Here is an 18,036-nt window from a genome sequence, read left to right as displayed (position 1 = left end):
GAGCAAGACTCCCGGCGGGAAAGCCACAAGGCTCACAGCAGAACCCACTCTGCTCTGGAGGGTCTTGGAGCGGCGGCTATTTCAGCAGCCTCTTAGGGCGCGGGCACCGTCGTCGCGGCTCGCCCCGCTTGGGTCAACCAACTCCAGCGGCTGGGCCAGACGGTCTGGCTTGGGAGCAGCAGCGGTCTTTGTATTACGTTTCACGGCCCCCACATAGAGCCGCCCACCCCTTGGGTGGAGCACCCCTAGCTCTGCAGGCCTGAGTCCGAAGCAACCCACCAGCGCGACCGCCAGCCATAGCTCCGGGCGGATGGCCTCCAGGTGATCGAGCAAGGCGGCAAGGGCCTCTGGACTGATCGGAATTGTGGGCTCGGAGTGGGAGGCGCTTACACCCACCAGTTCGGCTATGTGGGCAGGAGATGGAGGCAACCAACAGATTGGCGCTCCCCGTCGCTCCACCGCCCAGCGTAGGAAGCGGGCGGCGTCGAGTAGCTGCCGCTTGCGCCCCTGGCCCCCCGGCGGGCAGCGGTCGAAGTGTTGACGTGCGAAAGCCTGCAACAGTTCGGGGCCATTGCGGGGTGTCGGGCGGCTGGCGAAAGTGACCAGCAGCCTCTCCAGTCGCGTCTTCAGATCCCTGAGGGTGGTTGGGCGCAGATCGCTGCGAGTCGCCTGGTGACTGGCAGCCAGGGAGGCCCAATCCACTGGACCTGTAGCGGGTGCGGCGGCCAGCAATTGAGCCGCAGCGGCCAGGCTGATTCCCCGTTCCTCCATGCGCTCCCGCAGGGCCGAAACGGTGCCGATCACAGCGGACATGCAATCACGCCGCCAGTTGATTGGAAGGGTGACGGTGGAACGGCTCCCGGTTGAGTCGCGGCGGGTGAGCCGCACCTGCCCGTGGGATGGGGCCACGCTCCAGCCGCGACCGTGCTCATGCCTGAGGGCATCGCGAAGGGTTTGGACCCAGGCCGGTTGACGGCTGGTGGCGGGCACCGAGGTGTGTGCAAAAACGTGTGCAAAACAGTGTAAAGCGTGTTGTGACACACCGTGCCAAATCGGCAAAGAAATAGCCAAGATCCATTGCCATAGCATGCGTTTTCTTAGCATTGACCACGACTTCGGGAAGCTCGATTTCCCTACATGGCATGCAGGGGGTCAGCGGTTCGAATCCGCTTGGCTCCATTTCAAGAACATCCCGGCAACGCTGGGGGGCTTCTTTGTTTTTGCTCCGCGCTGAGTGCGGAGCGTGCCCACGGAGCGGGGCGGCCCCGTGGGAAAGCGCCCCAGAGGACAGGGGCCCTTGGTCAGGATCACTTCGGTGCAGCCTGGCGTGGCAGCCCATTCGCCTGCAGGATGCCCCCAGCCCCGTTGCTCCCCAGCCTCGTTGAGCGACACCGGCCTCTCCCGCCAGCTCGGCCTCCGGTCGATGACGCTGGCCGTGGTCACCAGCACCATCGGTTCGGGCTGGTTGTTCGCACCGTTCTATGCGGCGCGCTTCGCCGGACCGGCCGCCCTCGGCGCCTGGTTGCTGGGCGGGCTGCTGGCCTTTGCCCTGGCCCTGGTGTTTGCCGAGCTGGGCTCCCTGGTGAGCAGTTCCGGCGCCCTGGCCCAGATTCCCCTGCTCAGCCACGGCCGCACCGCCGGCTTCATCGGCGGTTGGTGCGCCTGGGTCTCCTATCTGGCCCTGCCCAGCATCGAAGTGATGGCGGTGATGCAGTACCTGGCCAGCAGCGCCCCCTGGCTCACCGCTGACGCCGGCGCCGGCCAGGTGCTCAGCGGAGCCGGCCTGGCGCTGGCCAGCCTGCTGCTGGTGCTGCTGGCCTGGATCAACCTGGCCGGCGTGGGCTGGCTGGCCCGCTGGATCGACGGCCTCACCAGCTGGAAGCTGGTGGTGCCCCTGGTCGTCTCGATCACCCTGATGCTGATGTCCGGCCACTGGGGCAACCTGGTGCCCCTGGCCCAGCCGGCAGGCACCACCCTTGAAGGCATGGTGCGGGCCATCAGCAGCGGCGGCATTCTGTTTTCGCTGCTGGGCTTTCGCACCGCCATGGACCTGGCCGGAGAGGCCCGCCAGCCGCAGCGCACCGTGCCCATCGCCATGGCCCTGGGCCTGGGGATCTCGCTGCTGATCTACCTGATGCTGCAGCTGGCCTTCCTCGTGGCCGTGCCCCCCGACCAGCTCGGCGCCGGCTGGGCCGCCCTGCGCCTGAGCGCCCATGGCGGGCCGCTGGTGGCCCTGGCCCTGGGGCTGGGCCTGGGCTGGGTCGGCCGGTTGCTGCTCCTCGATGCGGTGATCTCACCGACCGCCACCGCCATGGCCTACATGGGGGCCGCCTCGCGGGTCGGCTGGATGATGGGCCGCTGCGGGCTGCTGCCCAACGTGCTCGGCCGGATCAATCGCCAGGCGGTGCCGTCGGTGGCCCTGCTGATCAGCCTGGCCCTGGGCATCGGCATGCTGCTGATCGGGCCCGGCTGGCAGAGCGTGGTGAGTCTGCTCACCGCGACCCTGGTCATCGCCCTGGCCATGGGCCCGGTGAGCCTGGCCGCCCTGCGGCGGCAGCTTCCCGGCCGACCCCGACCCTACCGCCTGCCCTGGGCAGGGCTGTGGTGCCCCCTGGCCTTTGTGCTGGCCACCTGGGCGATCAGCTGGTGCGGCACCACCTCCCTTCGTGGGGCCGTGCTGATCGTGCTGGTGCCGGCCATCGCCTTCGTGCTGCTCTCTCCCAGGAGTACGCCCCATCGCGAAGGGCAGAGCGGCGCGCCGCCCCAGGCCCCGCTGAACCTGCGCCAGGGGCTGTGGTGGTTCCTCTATCTCGGTGGCCTGGTGGCCATCACCGCCTGGCCGCTCCCGCTGGCCGCCGAGCTGATCGTGCTGGGGGTCTGGGCGCTGCTGGTGTTCCCCTTGGCGGTGCACTCCCGGCTGGCGGCGGTGTCTCCCTGGGCAGGGATCGGCGCCGACTGAAGGCCCAGGTCGCGTGATGGCGCTCGGCCGGGTGGAGGCAGGCGGTGGGGCTGCCCCGAAGCCACCCTCAGATCACAATCACCGTGGATCCGTAGTGCCGCAGCTGGCTGTCGGCGCTCAACTGCAGCATCGGCTCCACCAGGCTCTGGCACACCAGCAGGTGCGCGTTGCCGACCGGCAGCCAGCGGAAGCCCTGCAGCGGCACCTGGCGTTCCAGCTCCCCCAGATCCACCCGCAACCGCCCCACGAGTGCTTGATCGCATTGCCCACAGGGAGGCCTGGCTCACGAACATCGATGACGACAGCACAGCTCTCTCACGACCCGACGGGCCGAAACTGATCACGCAGGCTTCCGATCGTCTCGACGAAGGGGAAGATCAGTTGCGGGAACCGACTCTGCCTCCCAGCACCCCCTGGGAACGCCTGCCATGGCTGAGATTCCCCGCTCAGGCCGTGTTCGCCATGGTCAACGCCATCGGCCTTGCCGGAGCACAGCGTGTGGGAACCGTCCTGGACAGCACGGGGCGAGCCGGGAGCGAGGCTTCGGAGGATCCGATCGTCTCGCCGGTGGTGCGCATCAGTCCGGGCAGGAAAACCACCAGGAAAAGCATCGCCGGCAGACCGACGAACAGGACCATCACGAACCCGTAGCCAAGAATCATCTCGATGATTGTGCTGGTCATGGCAACCTCAACGTCTGGGAATCAGTGACTGCAAGGGATCGAATGGAAGCGCATCACTACGAGACATACCCTCCTGTACAGAACGTCGATCTACCGATGAATCCCCTTCCCTCGGGGTGGATCCGCATCTGAGCGCTGATCCACCCGCTCCCTTGCGCTGGGGTCAGTCTAACGCCGAGACACAGCTGATGATGCCTGGACGGGAAGTAGGGAGTAAACACCTAAGGATCGATCGGGAGGCCTGGATTGGGCGTCCCCCCTTGATCGATTCCGCAGCGCCCTCCCGGCTCGACGCCCCAATGCCCGTTCGGGGGAGCGGCGGGGGGGGTTGGCCTTGCCCTGCTGGCCTCACTCACTGACCGCCTTGGTGCGCATGGCCGCCTCCAGGCTCCTGATCTCCTCCGGAGACAACCGGGGCCGATCCAGCTTGAGGGTGAGCTTGTCGAGCGTGCCGGTGAACGTGTACGGCGGCTTGTAGTCGGCGTCGTTGACGCCGGTGAGGGTGTCGGAGCCGATGTCGAAGCTCTCGTCCCACTGCAGGATCATCGGCAGGGTTTTGGCCATGGTTTTGGTGGCCACCACCTTGCCGTCCACCTTGAGGGTGCCCGTGCCGGGGCGGCCGACACCGCTGAAGTTGTTGAAGGCCAGGGTGCCCGACCCCTTGCCGTCGTAGACGAAATCGAACGCCAACCGGTGCTTGCCGGGGGAGAGCGGCTCGGTGCCCTCCCACTTCAGGCGCTCCAGATCGACCAGGTTCCACAGCCACACCGGCCGGTTGTTCTTCAGGTAGAAGCCGTAGCCGCCGAAGCGGCCGCCGGAGGTGAGCAGCATGCCCTCGGCGCCGCCGGCCGGCACCTCGATGTCGGCGGTGACGGTGTAGGAGGTGTTGAGCAGCAGAGGCGAATCGCCCTGGGGCAGCCCCACCATCGGATGGGTGTAAACGAATTCGGTGCGCCCGGCGGTGATATTCGGCCGAGGCGCCACGATGCGCGCCGCCACCGAAGCATCGAGCGGAAACACCTGGTATTTCTTCGCTTCAGCGATGAAGACCTCTTTCATCTCCTTCACCTTCTGGGGATTGCCGGCCGCCAGGTCGGTGCTCTGGCTGAAATCATTGTTCAGGTTGTAGAGCTCGAGCACCTGGTTGTTCAGCGGATCCGGGTTGGCCGGGCCGAAGGCGTCCCAGGGGGCTCGGTTCACCTTGGTGCTCAGCAACCAGCCCTGGTCGTAAAGCGCCCACTGGCCCATCATCTCGAAGTACTGGGTCTTATGGCGGGTGGGCACCTTGGCGTTCCTGGCATCAAAGGTGTAGAGGAAGCTGGTGCCCTCGATCGGTTTCTGGGGGATCCCGTCCACCACCTCGGGCGCCTCCAGGCCAGCCGCCTCGAGGATCGTCGGCACCACGTCGATCACATGCACGAACTGTTCGCGCAGACCGCCCTTGTCCTTGATGCGCGCCGGCCAGGACACCACCATGTTCTGGTTGACACCGCCCAGCTTCGAGGCGTTCTGCTTGAACCAGGTGAAGGGGGTGTCGAAGGCCCACGACCAGCCGGCCGACATGTGGTTGTAGGTGAGGTCGGTCCCCCACACGTCGTAGAACTTCATCTGCACCTCAACGGGAAGTTTGTTGAGGCCATTGAAGAAAGCCACCTCGTTGGGGGTGCCCAACGGACCACCTTCGGCGCTCGTGCCGTTATCACCATTGATGTAGATCACCAGGGTGTTATCGAGCCTGCCGAGATCATCGAACTGCTGGATCACGCGGCCGATTTCAGCATCGCTGTAGGCGGCGTAGGCGGCGAACACCTCCACCTGGCGGATGAACAGTTTCCTGGCCTCCGGGATCAATTGGTCCCAGGGAGTGATCACATCGGCGGGCCAGGGCTCGAGTTTCGAATCCGCCGGGATCACCCCCAGGCGCTTCTGATTCTCGAAGATCCTTTCCCTGAGCTTCTCGTAGCCGTCATCGAACAGATGCATCGCATGGATCCGGTCGACCCACTCCTGGGTGGGATGGTGGGGCGCGTGGGTGGCGCCGGGGGCGTACTTGATGAACAGTGGCTTGCTGGGATTGATCTGGTGCATCCGGTTCATGTAGTCGATGGCGTCATCGGCCATGGCGGTGACCAGGTTCCAGGTGCCGGGCGTCTTGCCCTCGAAGGGATAGATCTGGGTGGTGTTGCGGAACAGGTTCGGCTGCCACTGGTTGGCATCCCCACCCACGAAGCCATAGAAGTATTCGAAGCCCATGCCAGTGGGCCAAAGATCAAACGGTCCGCTCTGGCTGGCCTGGAAGGCGGGGGTGTTGTGATCCTTGCCGAACCAGGCGGTGGAATAGCCGTTGTCCTTGAGCAGCCGGCCGATCGTGGCCTTGTCGCCCTCGATGATGCTGTTGTAGCCGGGGAAGCCCGTCGACTGCTCCGAGATCACCCCGAACCCGGCCGAGTGGTGGTTGCGGCCGGTGATCAGGGCCGCACGGGTGGGGGAGCACAGGGCCGTGGAGAACATGCGGTTGTAGCGAAGTCCCTCCCGGGCGATGCGATCCATGGCCGGCGTGGGGATCACGCCGCCGAAGGTGCTCGGCACTCCGAAACCGGCGTCGTCGGTGATGATCAGCAGCACGTTGGGGGCCTGCTGCGGCGGCACGATCCGCGGTGCCCACCACGGCTTGGACTGCAGGGCGCCGTCCCTGATCACGCCGCCGAAGGGCGGCGCCGGGGCCGGCAGCTGGTTGCCGGGGAGCGTGGTGGTGGCATTCGGGGCTCCCAGGGTGCCGGTGATCCGCTGGGCGGCGGCCGGCACCCAGCCCGCCTGCCAGCCCACCAGGGCCAGGGCCAGGGCCACCAGGAGCAGTCGCCGGCCCAGGCCCGAGGGGCCAGCGACGCCGAAGAGGCGGGCCAGACGAGCGGTCGCGGCGGTCAGGGCCTGGATCAGTCGTTCAGCCATGGGTCGTCAGGGAAGGGGAAACGAGACGGAAGCCGATGTGGGAGGTGCCGGTGTCGGGGCTTTCCGCTTCCCGGGCCGCGGGCCGGTAGCGGCTGCAGAAGTTGGGGGCGCAGAGGAAGGATCCTCCCTTGATCACGTGTTTGGCGACCCCCGGGTCCCGGGGATCGCTGCTGGCGGAGGGATCCGCCAGCCGGGGGTCCTCCTGCCCGGCGAGGCGTTCATGGCCCGGGCGGTACCAGTCCGCCGTCCACTCCCAGACATTGCCGGTCATGTCGTGCAGGCCATAGCCGTTGGCGGGAAAGCGGCCCACCGGGGCGGTGCCGAGGTAGCCATCCTCGCCGGTGTTGCTGAGGGGGAACTCCCCCTGCCAGGTGTTGGCCTGGCCGGGCTTCCAGGTGTCGCCCCAGCTGAAGGCCCGATCCTTCAGCCCGCCCCGGGCGGCGAACTCCCACTGGGCCTCACTGGGCAGGGCCGCGCCGGCCCATGCCGCATAGGCCTCGGCATCCTCCAGCGACACCTGCACCACCGGATGATCGAGCCGCTCCTCGATCGTGCTGCCGGGCCCCTCGGGGTGGCGCCAGTCGGCGCCGGGCACCCACCGCCACCAGCTGAGCTCCTGAACGGGCTCTCCGGGGGCAGGCGGATGGAACACCACCGACCCCGGGCGGCGCTCGGCGGCGGAGAGCTCCGGGAACGGCTCCGCCGGCAGGGGGCGTTCCGCCTGGGTCCGGTAGCCCGTGGCGGCCGCGAAGGCGGCGAACTGCCGGTTGGTGACCTCGGTCTGGCCCAGGCAGAAGGGCCGCAGCCGCACCGGCGCCTCCGCCTCCTCCGGCAGGCGACCTGCCGCACCGATCCGGTAGCGGCCACCGGGGATGGGAACCATCCCAGCAGGGCACATCTCCGCCGCCAGGGCGGGCATGGGCCGCACCACCATGATCGCCAAGCCCTGGCCCAGGGTCAGAAGGACGAGCAGGGCCGCCAACAACACGAGCTCCGGGCGATGGACGGGCACAGGTTGTTCGAGCTGGGCGGACGTGGACAGACGCTCAGTTGAAACGACACGGCGCCAGCTGAGTGTGCGGCGGGCCACAGTTTTCACACAGAGCCAACAACAGCCGGATCATCAGGTCGGCACGAGGACGCCGGCCGGCAAGCCTGGCGCTGGAGCACAGGATCGATGGCCTTGTCCTGATCCATGAACACGGCCGGAAGGAAGCTCCAGGCGCCCCGTCGAGAGTGGGATCCTCCAGGATTCCGGGCAGAGAACCATGCTGGGGCGATCCGCTGTCCGGCCCCGATCCTCCCCCCCCCTCCACGTTCTGCTCCATGCGATTCGGCCTCCTCTTCCTCACCTGCGGACTGCTGCCGTTGATCGCAGGGGCCACTCCGGCCCTGGCCGAGGGCCCTGGCGTTGAGGCGCCCGCCGATGGGGGAATCGACGACCCAACGCCGCTCCCCTCACACACCGAGGCAGAGACCAGGCCAGAGCCCGCCTGGGCCGGCACCGTGGAGCTTTACGGCTTCGGGCCCCTGCGCACCCGCGGCACCACCACCGTCCGGGGGGTGAACTCCGACTTCGACCTCGACCTGGATCAGGTGCTGCGGCCCCTCACCGGCATCGCCACCGTGCGCGGCAGTGTCGAGTACGGGCGCCTTGGCCTGCTCACTGACATCAGCTACCTGTCGATCAAGGGCTCTGAAGGCAGCACCAGGGGTGCCATCCAGGTGGATCGCAGCCTCGGTTCGCTCGATCGCCGCAGCGCCAGCCTCGACATCGGGCCACGCACCCGGAACGCCAGCCTCAGCACCATCCAGGGCATCTACGACCTGGCCCTGCGCTATCGCTTCGGCGACCGGGAGACGGCCGTGGCCCGCCCCGGCAGCTTCACGGTGATCCCCTACGCCGGGGTGCGCATCGTCAACGTCCAGTCCCAGGTCGGCATCGAAGCCCAGGGATCGGGGTCCGGCCTCACCTTCTCCGGCCCGCGCAACAGCATCAGCCTGGAGGGTCCCCCCCGCAGCTTCGTCCGCTACGGCAATTTCAACTCGACGGTCGCCCAACCGCTGCTGGGAACCCAGGCCATGGTGTTCCTGTCGCCGCGGCTGCGGATCTTCGGCCGCGCCGACATCGGTGGCTTCGGCATCGGCCAGCCCGACAACATTTCCTGGAATACCCAGGCCGGAGTTGGCTACGCCATCGGCAACAGCACCCAGCTCAATCTCTCCTGGCGACTGCTGCACCTGGGCGGAAGCAACGGCGCCACACCACGGAACGCCTACCTCATCAACGAAAACGGCATCGAAGTGGGTGTGAAGTTCTTCTTCTGAGGCCGACCCCTGCAGCCGTTCAGGGCCCATGGGAGCGACCTGGTCTGCCTTCGCCGGAGCTCTGCCTGCGGGTACGGCATCCGGTCCAGGTGGTCAACCCCGGCCAGGCGGCGGAGTCAACCCCGCCAGGAGCCCATCGCTACCGACAGGCCTCACCGCGCACAGCTAGAGCAGAGCCATCACCCGTTCCGCGCGCACCCCGATGTCCCCCTCCTTCTCCCAGGCGATCGAGGCCCTGAACGCCCAGGCCCAGAGCCTGATCGCAATCACGTCTGACGAGGTCGACAGCCTGCGCGAGGAGCTGGAGCAGGAGCGTCGCTTCCGCCGCCACCTGGAGGCCGCCGCCGCCACCCGGGCCCACGAATGGGCCGCCCGGGAGGAGGACTCCCGGCAGGCGAGGCAACGGCTCGAGGCCGAGCTGGCCGGGGCCCTGGAGGGTCGCCGCCTGGCGGAGGCGGAGGTGGAGCGCTTCCACGAGGCCGTGCGCCAGCAGATCGCCATCGCCGAGCAGGAGCAGACGGCGCTGGAGGAGGCGGAACGGGAACGGGAGCGCCAGCGGGAAGCGCAACTGGCGCAGCGTCTGCAGGAGGCCGCCGCGGCCGCGGCCCAGCGGGAGTGCGCGCTGCAGGAGGCCGCCGAACGGCAGCGGCAGGCACTGCTGCAGGAACGGGAGGCGGAACGGCGGCAGCGCCAGCGACTGGAAAGGCGGCTGGCCGGGGTGCGCCAGGCGGTGCTGGATCTGCTGGCGCCCACTAGCGCCGAGGACGGGGCCGAGGACGGAACCGCAGAGGCGGGAGCATCCGCAGAGCCCTCATCGGAAGACGGCGCCAGCCGCCTCGCCCTGCGCAAAGTGCTGGTGCCCCGCCCCTTTGGCCCGTTCTCCCAGCCCGCCCTCAGCTGATCCGGCTCAGGGGCAGGGCGGCGCCGGCTCCGCGCAGGCGCGGCTGAGGGCGGCCAGCCAGGCGCGCAGCTCCTCGATGGCCTCGCTGCGCAGCCGGTAATAGATCCAGCGGCCCTCCTGGCGGTCGGCCAGCAGGCCCGCCTGCCGCAGCACCTTGAGGTGGAAGGACAGCCGCGACTGGGCCAGGTTCAGGTCGGTGGTGAGATCACAGACGCAGCGCTCCCCCCGGCCGAGGGCCTCGATGATCTCCAGGCGGATCGGATCGGCCAGGGCCTTGAGCAGCAGGCGGGCCCCCTCGGCGGCCAGGGGCGGGGCGGCAGGGGACGTGACGGGGAGCACCATCAATCAAGTTTGGTTGATGTAATTTTCGGTCCTCCCCCATTTTCGCCCCCGCGTCCTTCGATGTCTGTGCTGCCATGAGGGTCGGCATCAACGGCTTCGGGCGCATCGGCCGCCTGCTCTTCCGCGTCCTCTGGGGCCGCCCCGGCATTGAGGTGGTCCATGTCAACGACCACGGCGGCGATGCCGAAGCCGCCGCCCATCTGCTCAGCTTCGATTCGGTGCACGGTCCCTGGACCCAGCCGGTGACGGCGGCAGAGACCGGCTTCCGGGTGGGGCCGCAGGCTGTCGGCTGGAGTCGCCTCAGCGATCCAGCCGCCGTGCCCTGGGCCGCGGCCGAGGTGGAGATGGTGCTGGAGTGCACCGGCGCCATCAGGACGCCCGAAACCCTGGCGCCCTACTTCGACCAGGCCGGCCTGAAGCGGGTGGTGGTGGCCTGCCCGGTGAAGGGCACCATTGCCGGCGCCGAGGCCCTCAACATCGTCTACGGCATCAATCACCACCTCTACGACCCCTCCCGTCACCGGCTGGTGACCGCCGCCTCCTGCACCACCAACTGCCTGGCGCCGGTGGTGCAGGTGGTGCACGAGACCTTCGGGATCCGCCACGGCGCGATCACCACCCTGCACGACATCACCAACACCCAGGTGCCGGTCGATGGCTTCCACAGGGATCTGCGCCGGGCCCGCAGCGGCCTCACCTCCCTGATCCCCACCACCACCGGCTCGGCCCGGGCCATCGGCCTGATCTTCCCGGAACTGGAGGGCCGCCTCAACGGCCACGCCGTGCGGGTGCCCCTGCTCAACGCCTCCCTCACCGATGCGGTGTTCGAGCTGGAGCGGATCGTGACCGCCCAGGAGGTGAACCGGGCCTTCGCCGCCGCCGCCGCCGGCCCCCTGCAGGGGATCCTCGGGTTCGAGGAGCGCCCCCTGGTGTCGGTCGACTACGTCAACGACAGCCGCAGCGCCATCGTCGATGGCCTCTCCACCCAGGTGGTGAACGGCACCCAGCTCAAGGTCTACGCCTGGTACGACAACGAGTGGGGCTACAGCTGCCGCATGGCGGATGTGGCCTGTCACGTGGCGGAGCGGGAGCAGCCATGACGCCCCTGCGCCAGTACGTGATCGTCACCGCCAACTACTGGGCCTTCACCCTCACCGACGGGGCCCTGCGGATGCTGGTGGTGTTCCACTTCCACCAGCTGGGCTACTCCACCCTGGAGATCGCCCTGCTGTTCGTCTTCTACGAGTTCTTCGGGGTCCTCACCAACCTCGGCGGCGGCTGGATCGGCGCCCGCTACGGCCTGCGTCTCACCCTCTGGGTGGGCACCCTGCTGCAGATCCTCGCCCTGCTGCTGCTGGTGCCCGTGGCGGCCAGCTGGCCCCGGGCCCTCTCGGTGCTCTACGTGATGGGGGCCCAGGCGATCAGCGGCATCGCCAAGGATCTCAACAAGATGAGTGCCAAGAGCGCCATCAAGACGGTGGTGCCCACCACCCCCGACGACGCCGCGCGGGGGGAGGGCCAGCTGTTCCGCTGGGTGGCCCTGCTCACCGGCTCCAAGAACGCCCTCAAGGGCGTGGGCTTCTTCCTCGGCGGGGTGCTGCTCAGCGGCCTGGGCTTCAACACCGCCGTGGCGGCCATGGCCGGTGGCCTCAGCCTCGCCTTCCTGTTCACCCTGCAGCTGCCCGGGGACATCGGCCGCATGAAGGCGAAACCCGCCTTGCGCACCCTCCTCTCCCCCTCGAGCGGCATCAACGTGCTTTCCCTGGCCCGCTGTTTCCTGTTCGCCGCCCGCGACGTCTGGTTCGTGGTGGCCCTGCCGGTGTTCCTGGAGGCGGCCCTGGGCTGGCGCTTCTGGGAGGCGGGCGGCTTCCTGGGGCTGTGGGTGATCGGCTACGGGATCGTCCAGGCCGCCGCCCCGGCCCTGCGCCGCTCCTGGGGCCGCGGCGCGCCGCCGGGGGTGGCGGCGGTGCAGTTCTGGAGCGCCGCCCTGTGCGCCATCCCGGCCCTGATCGCCGTGGCCCTCTGGCGCGGGGCCCATCCGGCCCTGGCGGTCTGTGGCGGCCTGGTGGCCTTCGGGCTGGTGTTCGCCATGAACTCCTCGATCCACAGCTACATGGTGCTGGCCTATGCCGGCACCGAATCGGTGAGCCTGGACGTGGGCTTCTATTACATGGCCAACGCCGCCGGCCGGCTGGTGGGCACCCTGCTCTCCGGAGCCGTTTTCCTGCTGGGGGGCACCCCCAGCAGCGGTCTGCAGGCCTGCCTGTGGTGCTCCGCACTGCTGGTGGCCCTTTCCTGGCTGGCCTCCCTGCGGCTGCCCAGCCCGGCCCGCCAGCCCCTGGCAGCCGCCTGAGACACACTCCGGGCGCCGGGATCGGCGGCAAGCTGGTCGCAGTGCCCCGTCCCCATGGCCCTCCCGCCCGCCGTGCCCCCGCGTCCAAGGCCACGCCGACGCCTCCGGCCCTGGGGCTGGGGTGCCCTTGTGGCGCTGGTGCTGCTGCTGGTGGCGGCACCACCCTTTCCCGCGGCCCGCGCCCAGACGACTCCGGCAGCTCCCGCCTTCCTGGAACTGGACGGCAACCGCCTGTTCGAGGTCACCCCCTCGAAGGACTACACGGCCGAGCAGCGGGTGGAGCGGGCCAACCGGCTGCTGCAGGAGGTCGTGGCCTCCGGGAAACCGGGCCGGATCGGGGTCGAGGAACTCAACAACCTGCCGGTGATCACCCTCGATGGCGAGGTGATCCTCACCGTCACCCGGCGCGACACCCCGGAGACCCTGGCAGTGCAGGGTCAGGCCGAACTCTGGCGGCGCAGCATTGCCAAGGCCATCGAACGGGGCCGCTCCGAACGCAAGGCCGCCTATGTGGCCCGCATGGTTCCGGTGTCCCTGGCGATCCTGGTGGCCGCCTTCCTGCTGCAGCGGCTGCTGTTGCTGCTGTGGCGCCGGTTCCTGCCTTCCGCCCTCACCCAGCCGCTGCCCAGCGACCCGGGCAGCGTCAAACCGCTGCGGGGCATGGACTGGCTGCTGCACGGACTGTTGGTGGTGCTGCAACTGGGGGGCTGGGTGGCGGCGATCTGGGTGATCGCCGGCTTCTTCCCCACCACCCGGCTGCTGGTGAGCCGCCTGTTCGATGCGATCACCGAAAGCCTGGGCTCCCCCTTCCTGCCCCTGGGGGGACGCAGCTATTCGGTGCTCGACGCCGTCATCCTGGTGGCGCTGTTCCTGGTGCTGGTGCGGGGCGTGGCGTTCCTCAAGGCCATGCTCCGCACCCGGGTGCTGCAGCGCACCGGCATCGAACCGGGCTCCCAGGAGGCGATCGCCTTCATCGTTCAGTACGGCCTGCTGTTCCTCGGCACCCTGGTGCTGCTGCAGCTCTGGGGCCTCGATCTCACCTCCCTGGCCCTGTTCGCCAGCGTGCTGGGGGTGGGCGTCGGTCTGGGCCTGCAGGGGATCGCCAAGAACCTGATCAGCGGCCTGATCATCATGTTCGAGCGGCCCATCCAGGTGAATGACTTTGTCGAGGTGGGCGACCTGCAGGGCACCGTGACGCGGGTCAATCTGCGCAGCACCGAAGTGGTGACTCTCGATCGCATCTCGATCATCGTTCCCAACGCGGAATTCCTCGAATCCCGGGTCGTCAACTGGAGCCATGGCAGCTCGGTCGCCCGGCTGCAGATCCCGGTGGGGGTGGCCTACGGCTCCGATTGCCAGCTGGTTCGCCAGGCCCTGCTGGAGGCCTGCCAGGGATACTCCGACATCATCCCGGCCCCGCCGCCCCGGGTGTTCTTCACGGGCTTCGGTGAGAGCTCTTTGGATTTCCGTCTGCTGGTCTGGATCAACCAGCCCCGGCGCCAGTACGAGATCCGCAGCGAGCTCAATTACCGCATCGAAGCGATGCTGCGCCGCCACGATCTGACCATCCCATTCCCCCAGCGGGATCTGCACCTGCGCAACGACCGGATCCAGGTGGCCCTCCCCCCCGACATCACCGACGCCCTGATGGCCCACCTGGCCCCGAACAAGCCGGAAGAGAGCACGGACACGGACGACTGAGGCGCGTCAGCGCACCGGCCGGATATGCAAGGGTGGCCCGAGCCGCATGCGAACCCATGACGACCCTGGGCGTCACGTTCCTCTCGGCCGCGATCCGTGTGCTGGGGGGTTCCGCCGTCATCTGGATGGCCACACGCGTCGTGCGGCGCCTGCTGCGGCGCCTCTCCGCCCGCACCGCCACCAGCACCGATGACACCCTGATCCGCCTGGTGCTGGGCACCCTCGCTCCGCTGGGCTATCTCGCCATGGTCCTGTGGGGCTGGCAGACCCTGGTGCGGGACATCGACGGGCTGCAGTTCGACCAGGGCCCCGACCGGTTCGTGAGCGCAGCCGTGGAGCTGGTGGCGATCGTGCTGGTGGTGCGGCTGGTCAACCGCGCCCTGCTGCTGCTGGTCAACCGCTCGATGCAGCGGCTGGGGCGGGAGGAGCAGCTGAGCACCCTGGACGGACTGGCCCCGATGATCGGCACGATCCTCTGGATCGTCGGCGCCCTGGTGTTCCTGCAGAACCAGGGGGTGGAGCTGGGTGCCGTCTACGCCTCCCTGGCCGGCGCCGGCATCGGCATCGGTCTGGCCCTGCGGGGGCCGTTCACCAACTTCATCAATTACCTGACGATCCTGCTGGACGAACCCTTCCAGATCGGCGATTTCATCCGCTTCGGCGATGTGCTCGGCCCGGTGGAGCAGGTGGGTCTGCGCTCCTCGATCATCCGCAGCCTGAGTGGCGAGCGGATCGTGATCAGCAACGAGGAACTGCTCAACCAGACGATCCACAACTTCAGCGACCTGCCCCGGCGGCGGGTGGCCCACACCATCGGGGTGCTCTACGAAACCCCGGTGGAGAAGGTGGCCGCCATCCCCGAGCTGGTGGCGCAGGTGGTGCAGGCCCATCCGCCAGCGGAATTCGACCGCTGTCACTTCACTGGTTTCGCCGACAGCGCCCTGGATTTCGAGTTCGTGTTCTTTGTCCCCGACGGCGACATCGTGCTGTTTCTCGATCTGCAGCAACAGATCAACCTCGGCATCCTGCGCAGCTTCGAGGATCAGGAGATCGGCTTCGCCTATCCCACCCAGACCCTCTATCTCGAGCAGGGCCAGCCGGCGGAGGCCTGAGCGAGCCCGGCGCTTTCAGGGGCGCCAGCGCCAGAGCCCGGCCAGGGCGGCGATCCCCAGCAGGGGCCAGTCCCCCCAGCGGTCGTAGGGCGTCAGGTCCGAACGCTGCCGCAGGCTCAGGATCCCGGTGACCGGCCGCCCCGCCGGCAGCTGGGCGGCCACCCGGCCGCCGGGGTCCACGACCAGGCTGGGGCCGGTGTTGGCGGAGCTGATCAGCCAGCGGCCGGTCTCGATCGCCCGCAGCTGGGCCAGGGCCCTGAACTGCCCCTGCAGCATCGCCGGATAGGGATCCAGGTTGGCGGTGGCCAGCAACCAGCGGGCCCCGTCCCGACTGGCGGCCGCCAGGGCGGAGCCGTCGGAGAGCTCGTAACAGATGGCCACCCCCACCGCACCGCCGGGTCGCTCCAGCAGCCGCGAGGCCGCTCCCGGCTCGATGCCGCCAACCGCCGAGAGGCCGCTCCAGCGCCACAGGCCCGCCAGCGGCACCCATTCCCCCAGCGGCACAACACGGTGCTTGTCGATCCAGGTGCCGGCCGTTCGCTCCCCGGGGGCGAAACGCAGCACGCTGCTGCGCTGCTCCAGCCCCTGGCGACGGAACCCGCCGCTGAGCACCTCCAGCGGCGCCGACTCCGGCAGGGGCTGGCCGAGGCTCAGAGCGCCCTCCGGCAGCAGCAGCCCCGTGATCGGCCCCCCACCGGGCCGCTCATCGGGGAGCAGGGCCTGCCGCTGGGCGGCGGCCAGCTGGCGCAGCAGCCGCTGCTGCTGGGCAGGCTGGAACTTCTGGCGGGTGGGAATGGCGGGCTGGACCACCAGCCATCGCTGGGGCGGCCCGCCCGCACTGTCCCCATCGGATCCGGCCGCAGGGACGGGCAGAGCGACCAGTGCCAGCCCAAGCAGATGGGCCGCCAGCACAGCGACCAGGCCCAGGCCCGACCAGCGCAGCCGGGCTGCCGCGGTCGCAGCCGTGATGGTGCGCCAGAGCCCCCAGCCGATCAGCAGCTGAAGTGCCGCCAGCAGGCCGGCCCCCCCCAGCGAGGCCAGACCGGCCAGGGCCCGGTCCGCCGGCAGGGCGGAGGCGCCCAGGCCTAGCCAGAACAGCGGCCCGCTGGACAGCCACACCTCCGCCAGACCCCAAAGGGCCGCCGCCAGCAGGGCCGTGCTGAAGCGGCGCCCGTCGAGCCGCGCCACCAGCACCCCCCAGCCCCCGACCAGGACGCCCGCCGCCAGGCCGCAGGCGAGCCAGAGGGCCAGGCAGATCGGCAGACTCAGGGGGCCGGGCACCCCGATCCAGTCGAGGGGGTGGAGCCAGAGCAGCCAGCGGTGACTGACCAGCACCGCCGCCAGCCCCCAGCCGAAGCCGGCCCGGAGCGGTGCCCAGGGCGATGGCCTGGGCACGGCAGCGGCGGCTCCCCCGCCAACGGCCACCAGCCCCCAGAGCACCGCCAGGGCGGGCCAGAGCAGCCAGGGCCAGCCGAGCGGCGGCAGGCTGAGGCCCGCCAGCAGGCCGGCCCCAGTGGCGACGATCCAGCGGGGCCGACGGTCATTGCCCATGGTCGGCGGGCGCCTGAGGCGCCAAGGTCATGGGAGTACCACGCCGTTTCCCCAAGGAAACCTCTTTCATGGACCAGGGCAATCTGCTGCAGATGCTGCTGCTGCGCGGCCTCGGCACCACCTCACTGGTGGCCGACCGCCTCAAGTACGTGAGTCAGGAATGGGTGAGCAGCGGCCGCCTCGACCCCAACCACGCCTCCGCCCTGGTCGAGGACGTGCTGCGGGCCCTGCGCGGCGAGACCCCGGAGGTGGAACAGCAGGCGGAACGCCAGCTGGAACGCAACCGCGACCAGTTGCTGCAGGACCTGGGCCTGGCCCGGCAGCGGGAGCTGGACGAACTGCGAGGCCGGATCGATCGCCTGGAGCAGACCCTGCGGCAACGCCAGAACGGCGGCGACGGCGCCGACTGACGTGCCTGGCAGAATCGACCGGCCCGGAGGACTTTTCCGCATGCGCGACATCCTGATCAGTTCGATGGTCTGCGTGGCCTGCCTGATGCTTGCGCTGGTCAGCCAGCTCGTCTCCCCCTCGGTGGTGGAGGCGGCCCCGCCCTCGGCGGCCGAGGCGGGCCTCCAGCAGGCGGTGGTCTCCTCCAGCCCTGCTGCTGCGCCACCGGCGGCCCGCCCCGCCGTGGCGGCGCCCCTCGAACTCGACCCCGACGTCCCCAACCCCACCCTGTTCACCATGGCCCCTGACGCCTCCGAAAACCTGGCCTCCACCGGCGCCGCGGCCCTGGGCGGCGAACTGGTCTCCCCCACCGAACGCACCACCCCCAGCGGTCTGCGGATCACCGACCTGACCGTGGGCGAAGGGGCCGAGGCCAGCTCCGGCCAGACAGTGGTGGTCAACTACCGCGGCACGCTCACCAACGGCAAGGAATTCGACAGCAGCTACGGCCGTGGCCCCTTCAGCTTCCCCCTGGGAGCCGGCCGGGTGATCCGTGGCTGGGACGAAGGTGTGGCTGGGATGAAGGTGGGCGGCAAGCGCAAGCTGGTGATTCCCCCCGACCTGGCCTACGGGGAACGGGGTGCCGGTGGTGTGATCCCCCCCAACGCCACCCTGGTGTTCGAGGTCGAGCTGCTGGAGGTGAAGGGCTGAAGAGCAGGGCATCAGCCGGCCTGCCTGTGACCTTCGTTACAATGGGGTAGACGAAATTT

General features: G+C 69.1%; 15 protein-coding genes. 9 read left to right on the top strand and 6 right to left on the bottom strand.

Features of this window, described 5'->3' with window-relative positions; all coding sequences use genetic code 11:
• The first annotated feature begins 1,423 nt into the window (after positions 1–1,423).
• Complete coding sequence (locus KUG41_RS03480) at positions 1,424–2,959, top strand: APC family permease (RefSeq protein ID WP_216901137.1); 1,536 nt, start codon at positions 1,424–1,426, stop codon at positions 2,957–2,959.
• A 67-nt stretch (positions 2,960–3,026) separates the two neighbouring features.
• On the opposite strand, the gene KUG41_RS03475 is transcribed toward KUG41_RS03480, so the two are convergent.
• From KUG41_RS03475 to KUG41_RS03460, 4 genes are all read right to left on the bottom strand, one after another.
• Positions 3,027–3,197, bottom strand: a complete 171-nt coding sequence (locus tag KUG41_RS03475) for a hypothetical protein (protein WP_216901115.1) — start codon at positions 3,195–3,197, stop codon at positions 3,027–3,029.
• 208 nt (positions 3,198–3,405) lie between these two features.
• A complete protein-coding gene (locus KUG41_RS03470; RefSeq protein ID WP_216901113.1) occupies positions 3,406–3,642 on the bottom strand; it encodes a hypothetical protein in 237 nt (78 codons plus the stop codon).
• Between the two features lie 348 nt (positions 3,643–3,990).
• Complete coding sequence (locus KUG41_RS03465; RefSeq protein ID WP_216901111.1) at positions 3,991–6,591, bottom strand: arylsulfatase; 2,601 nt, start codon at positions 6,589–6,591, stop codon at positions 3,991–3,993.
• Positions 6,584–7,573, bottom strand: a complete 990-nt coding sequence (locus tag KUG41_RS03460) for a formylglycine-generating enzyme family protein (RefSeq protein ID WP_371734011.1) — start codon at positions 7,571–7,573, stop codon at positions 6,584–6,586. Before KUG41_RS03460 ends, KUG41_RS03465 begins: the two co-directional genes overlap by 8 nt.
• Positions 7,574–7,917: 344 nt before the next feature.
• On the opposite strand from KUG41_RS03460, the gene KUG41_RS03455 reads away from it, so the two are divergent.
• The gene (locus tag KUG41_RS03455; RefSeq protein WP_216901109.1) at positions 7,918–8,919 is read left to right on the top strand and encodes a hypothetical protein; all 1,002 of its coding nucleotides are present in this window, start codon (positions 7,918–7,920) and stop codon (positions 8,917–8,919) included.
• 202 nt (positions 8,920–9,121) lie between these two features.
• The gene (locus KUG41_RS03450; protein ID WP_216901107.1) at positions 9,122–9,820 is read left to right on the top strand and encodes a hypothetical protein; all 699 of its coding nucleotides are present in this window, start codon (positions 9,122–9,124) and stop codon (positions 9,818–9,820) included.
• A gap of 6 nt (positions 9,821–9,826) precedes the next feature.
• Here the strand turns inward: KUG41_RS03450 and KUG41_RS03445 are convergent, their stop codons facing one another.
• A complete protein-coding gene (locus tag KUG41_RS03445; RefSeq protein ID WP_216901105.1) occupies positions 9,827–10,162 on the bottom strand; it encodes a helix-turn-helix transcriptional regulator in 336 nt (111 codons plus the stop codon).
• Between the two features lie 74 nt (positions 10,163–10,236).
• Here KUG41_RS03445 and KUG41_RS03440 point away from each other — a divergent pair, with 74 nt between their 5' ends.
• Genes KUG41_RS03440 through KUG41_RS03425 form a run of 4 tightly spaced genes read left to right on the top strand, consistent with a single transcriptional unit; the run spans position 10,237 to position 15,328 of the window.
• Entirely contained in the window at positions 10,237–11,262 is a 1,026-nt protein-coding gene (locus KUG41_RS03440; protein ID WP_216901103.1) for an ArsJ-associated glyceraldehyde-3-phosphate dehydrogenase, read from the top strand.
• Complete coding sequence (gene arsJ / locus KUG41_RS03435) at positions 11,259–12,515, top strand: organoarsenical effux MFS transporter ArsJ (RefSeq protein WP_216901101.1); 1,257 nt, start codon at positions 11,259–11,261, stop codon at positions 12,513–12,515. The genes KUG41_RS03440 and arsJ overlap by 4 nt, the downstream gene beginning before the upstream one ends.
• 54 nt (positions 12,516–12,569) lie before the next feature.
• Positions 12,570–14,216 carry a mechanosensitive ion channel family protein gene (locus KUG41_RS03430; protein WP_216901099.1) on the top strand — a complete coding sequence of 549 codons (1,647 nt, stop codon included), beginning with the start codon at positions 12,570–12,572 and terminating at the stop codon, positions 14,214–14,216.
• A 56-nt stretch (positions 14,217–14,272) separates the two neighbouring features.
• Positions 14,273–15,328 (top strand): mechanosensitive ion channel family protein, encoded by a 1,056-nt coding sequence (locus KUG41_RS03425; RefSeq protein WP_216901089.1) that lies wholly within the window; start codon positions 14,273–14,275, stop codon positions 15,326–15,328.
• 15 nt (positions 15,329–15,343) lie between these two features.
• On the opposite strand, the gene KUG41_RS03420 is transcribed toward KUG41_RS03425, so the two are convergent.
• Complete coding sequence (locus tag KUG41_RS03420; RefSeq protein WP_216901086.1) at positions 15,344–16,879, bottom strand: apolipoprotein N-acyltransferase; 1,536 nt, start codon at positions 16,877–16,879, stop codon at positions 15,344–15,346.
• 68 nt (positions 16,880–16,947) lie between these two features.
• Here KUG41_RS03420 and KUG41_RS03415 point away from each other — a divergent pair, with 68 nt between their 5' ends.
• Together KUG41_RS03415 and KUG41_RS15540 are read left to right on the top strand one after the other, a co-directional pair.
• Positions 16,948–17,289 (top strand): phasin family protein, encoded by a 342-nt coding sequence (locus tag KUG41_RS03415; RefSeq protein WP_216901085.1) that lies wholly within the window; start codon positions 16,948–16,950, stop codon positions 17,287–17,289.
• Positions 17,290–17,329: 40 nt separating this feature from the next.
• Positions 17,330–17,977 (top strand): FKBP-type peptidyl-prolyl cis-trans isomerase, encoded by a 648-nt coding sequence (locus KUG41_RS15540; RefSeq protein WP_254216791.1) that lies wholly within the window; start codon positions 17,330–17,332, stop codon positions 17,975–17,977.
• Positions 17,978–18,036 lie beyond the last annotated feature (59 nt).

The organism is Synechococcus sp. CCY 9618 (assembly GCF_019038415.1).
In the GTDB taxonomy this organism is placed as follows: Bacteria; Cyanobacteriota; Cyanobacteriia; order PCC-6307; family Cyanobiaceae; genus Cyanobium.
This window is presented reverse-complemented; position numbering and strand designations above follow the sequence as displayed.

Excerpts from the sequence above, each read along its gene's own strand:
- KUG41_RS03480 (WP_216901137.1), top strand. The coding sequence starts at position 1,424 with ATGACGCTGGCCGTGGTCACCAGCACCATCGGTTCGGGCTGGTTGTTC.
- KUG41_RS03470 (WP_216901113.1), bottom strand. The coding sequence starts at position 3,642 with ATGACCAGCACAATCATCGAGATGATTCTTGGCTACGGGTTCGTGATG.
- KUG41_RS03465 (WP_216901111.1), bottom strand. The coding sequence starts at position 6,591 with ATGGCTGAACGACTGATCCAGGCCCTGACCGCCGCGACCGCTCGTCTG.
- KUG41_RS03455 (WP_216901109.1), top strand. The coding sequence starts at position 7,918 with ATGCGATTCGGCCTCCTCTTCCTCACCTGCGGACTGCTGCCGTTGATC.
- KUG41_RS03450 (WP_216901107.1), top strand. The coding sequence starts at position 9,122 with ATGTCCCCCTCCTTCTCCCAGGCGATCGAGGCCCTGAACGCCCAGGCC.
- KUG41_RS03445 (WP_216901105.1), bottom strand. The coding sequence starts at position 10,162 with ATGGTGCTCCCCGTCACGTCCCCTGCCGCCCCGCCCCTGGCCGCCGAG.
- KUG41_RS03440 (WP_216901103.1), top strand. The coding sequence starts at position 10,237 with ATGAGGGTCGGCATCAACGGCTTCGGGCGCATCGGCCGCCTGCTCTTC.
- arsJ (WP_216901101.1), top strand. The coding sequence starts at position 11,259 with ATGACGCCCCTGCGCCAGTACGTGATCGTCACCGCCAACTACTGGGCC.
- KUG41_RS03430 (WP_216901099.1), top strand. The coding sequence starts at position 12,570 with ATGGCCCTCCCGCCCGCCGTGCCCCCGCGTCCAAGGCCACGCCGACGC.
- KUG41_RS03425 (WP_216901089.1), top strand. The coding sequence starts at position 14,273 with ATGACGACCCTGGGCGTCACGTTCCTCTCGGCCGCGATCCGTGTGCTG.
- KUG41_RS03420 (WP_216901086.1), bottom strand. The coding sequence starts at position 16,879 with ATGGGCAATGACCGTCGGCCCCGCTGGATCGTCGCCACTGGGGCCGGC.
- KUG41_RS03415 (WP_216901085.1), top strand. The coding sequence starts at position 16,948 with ATGGACCAGGGCAATCTGCTGCAGATGCTGCTGCTGCGCGGCCTCGGC.
- KUG41_RS15540 (WP_254216791.1), top strand. The coding sequence starts at position 17,330 with ATGCGCGACATCCTGATCAGTTCGATGGTCTGCGTGGCCTGCCTGATG.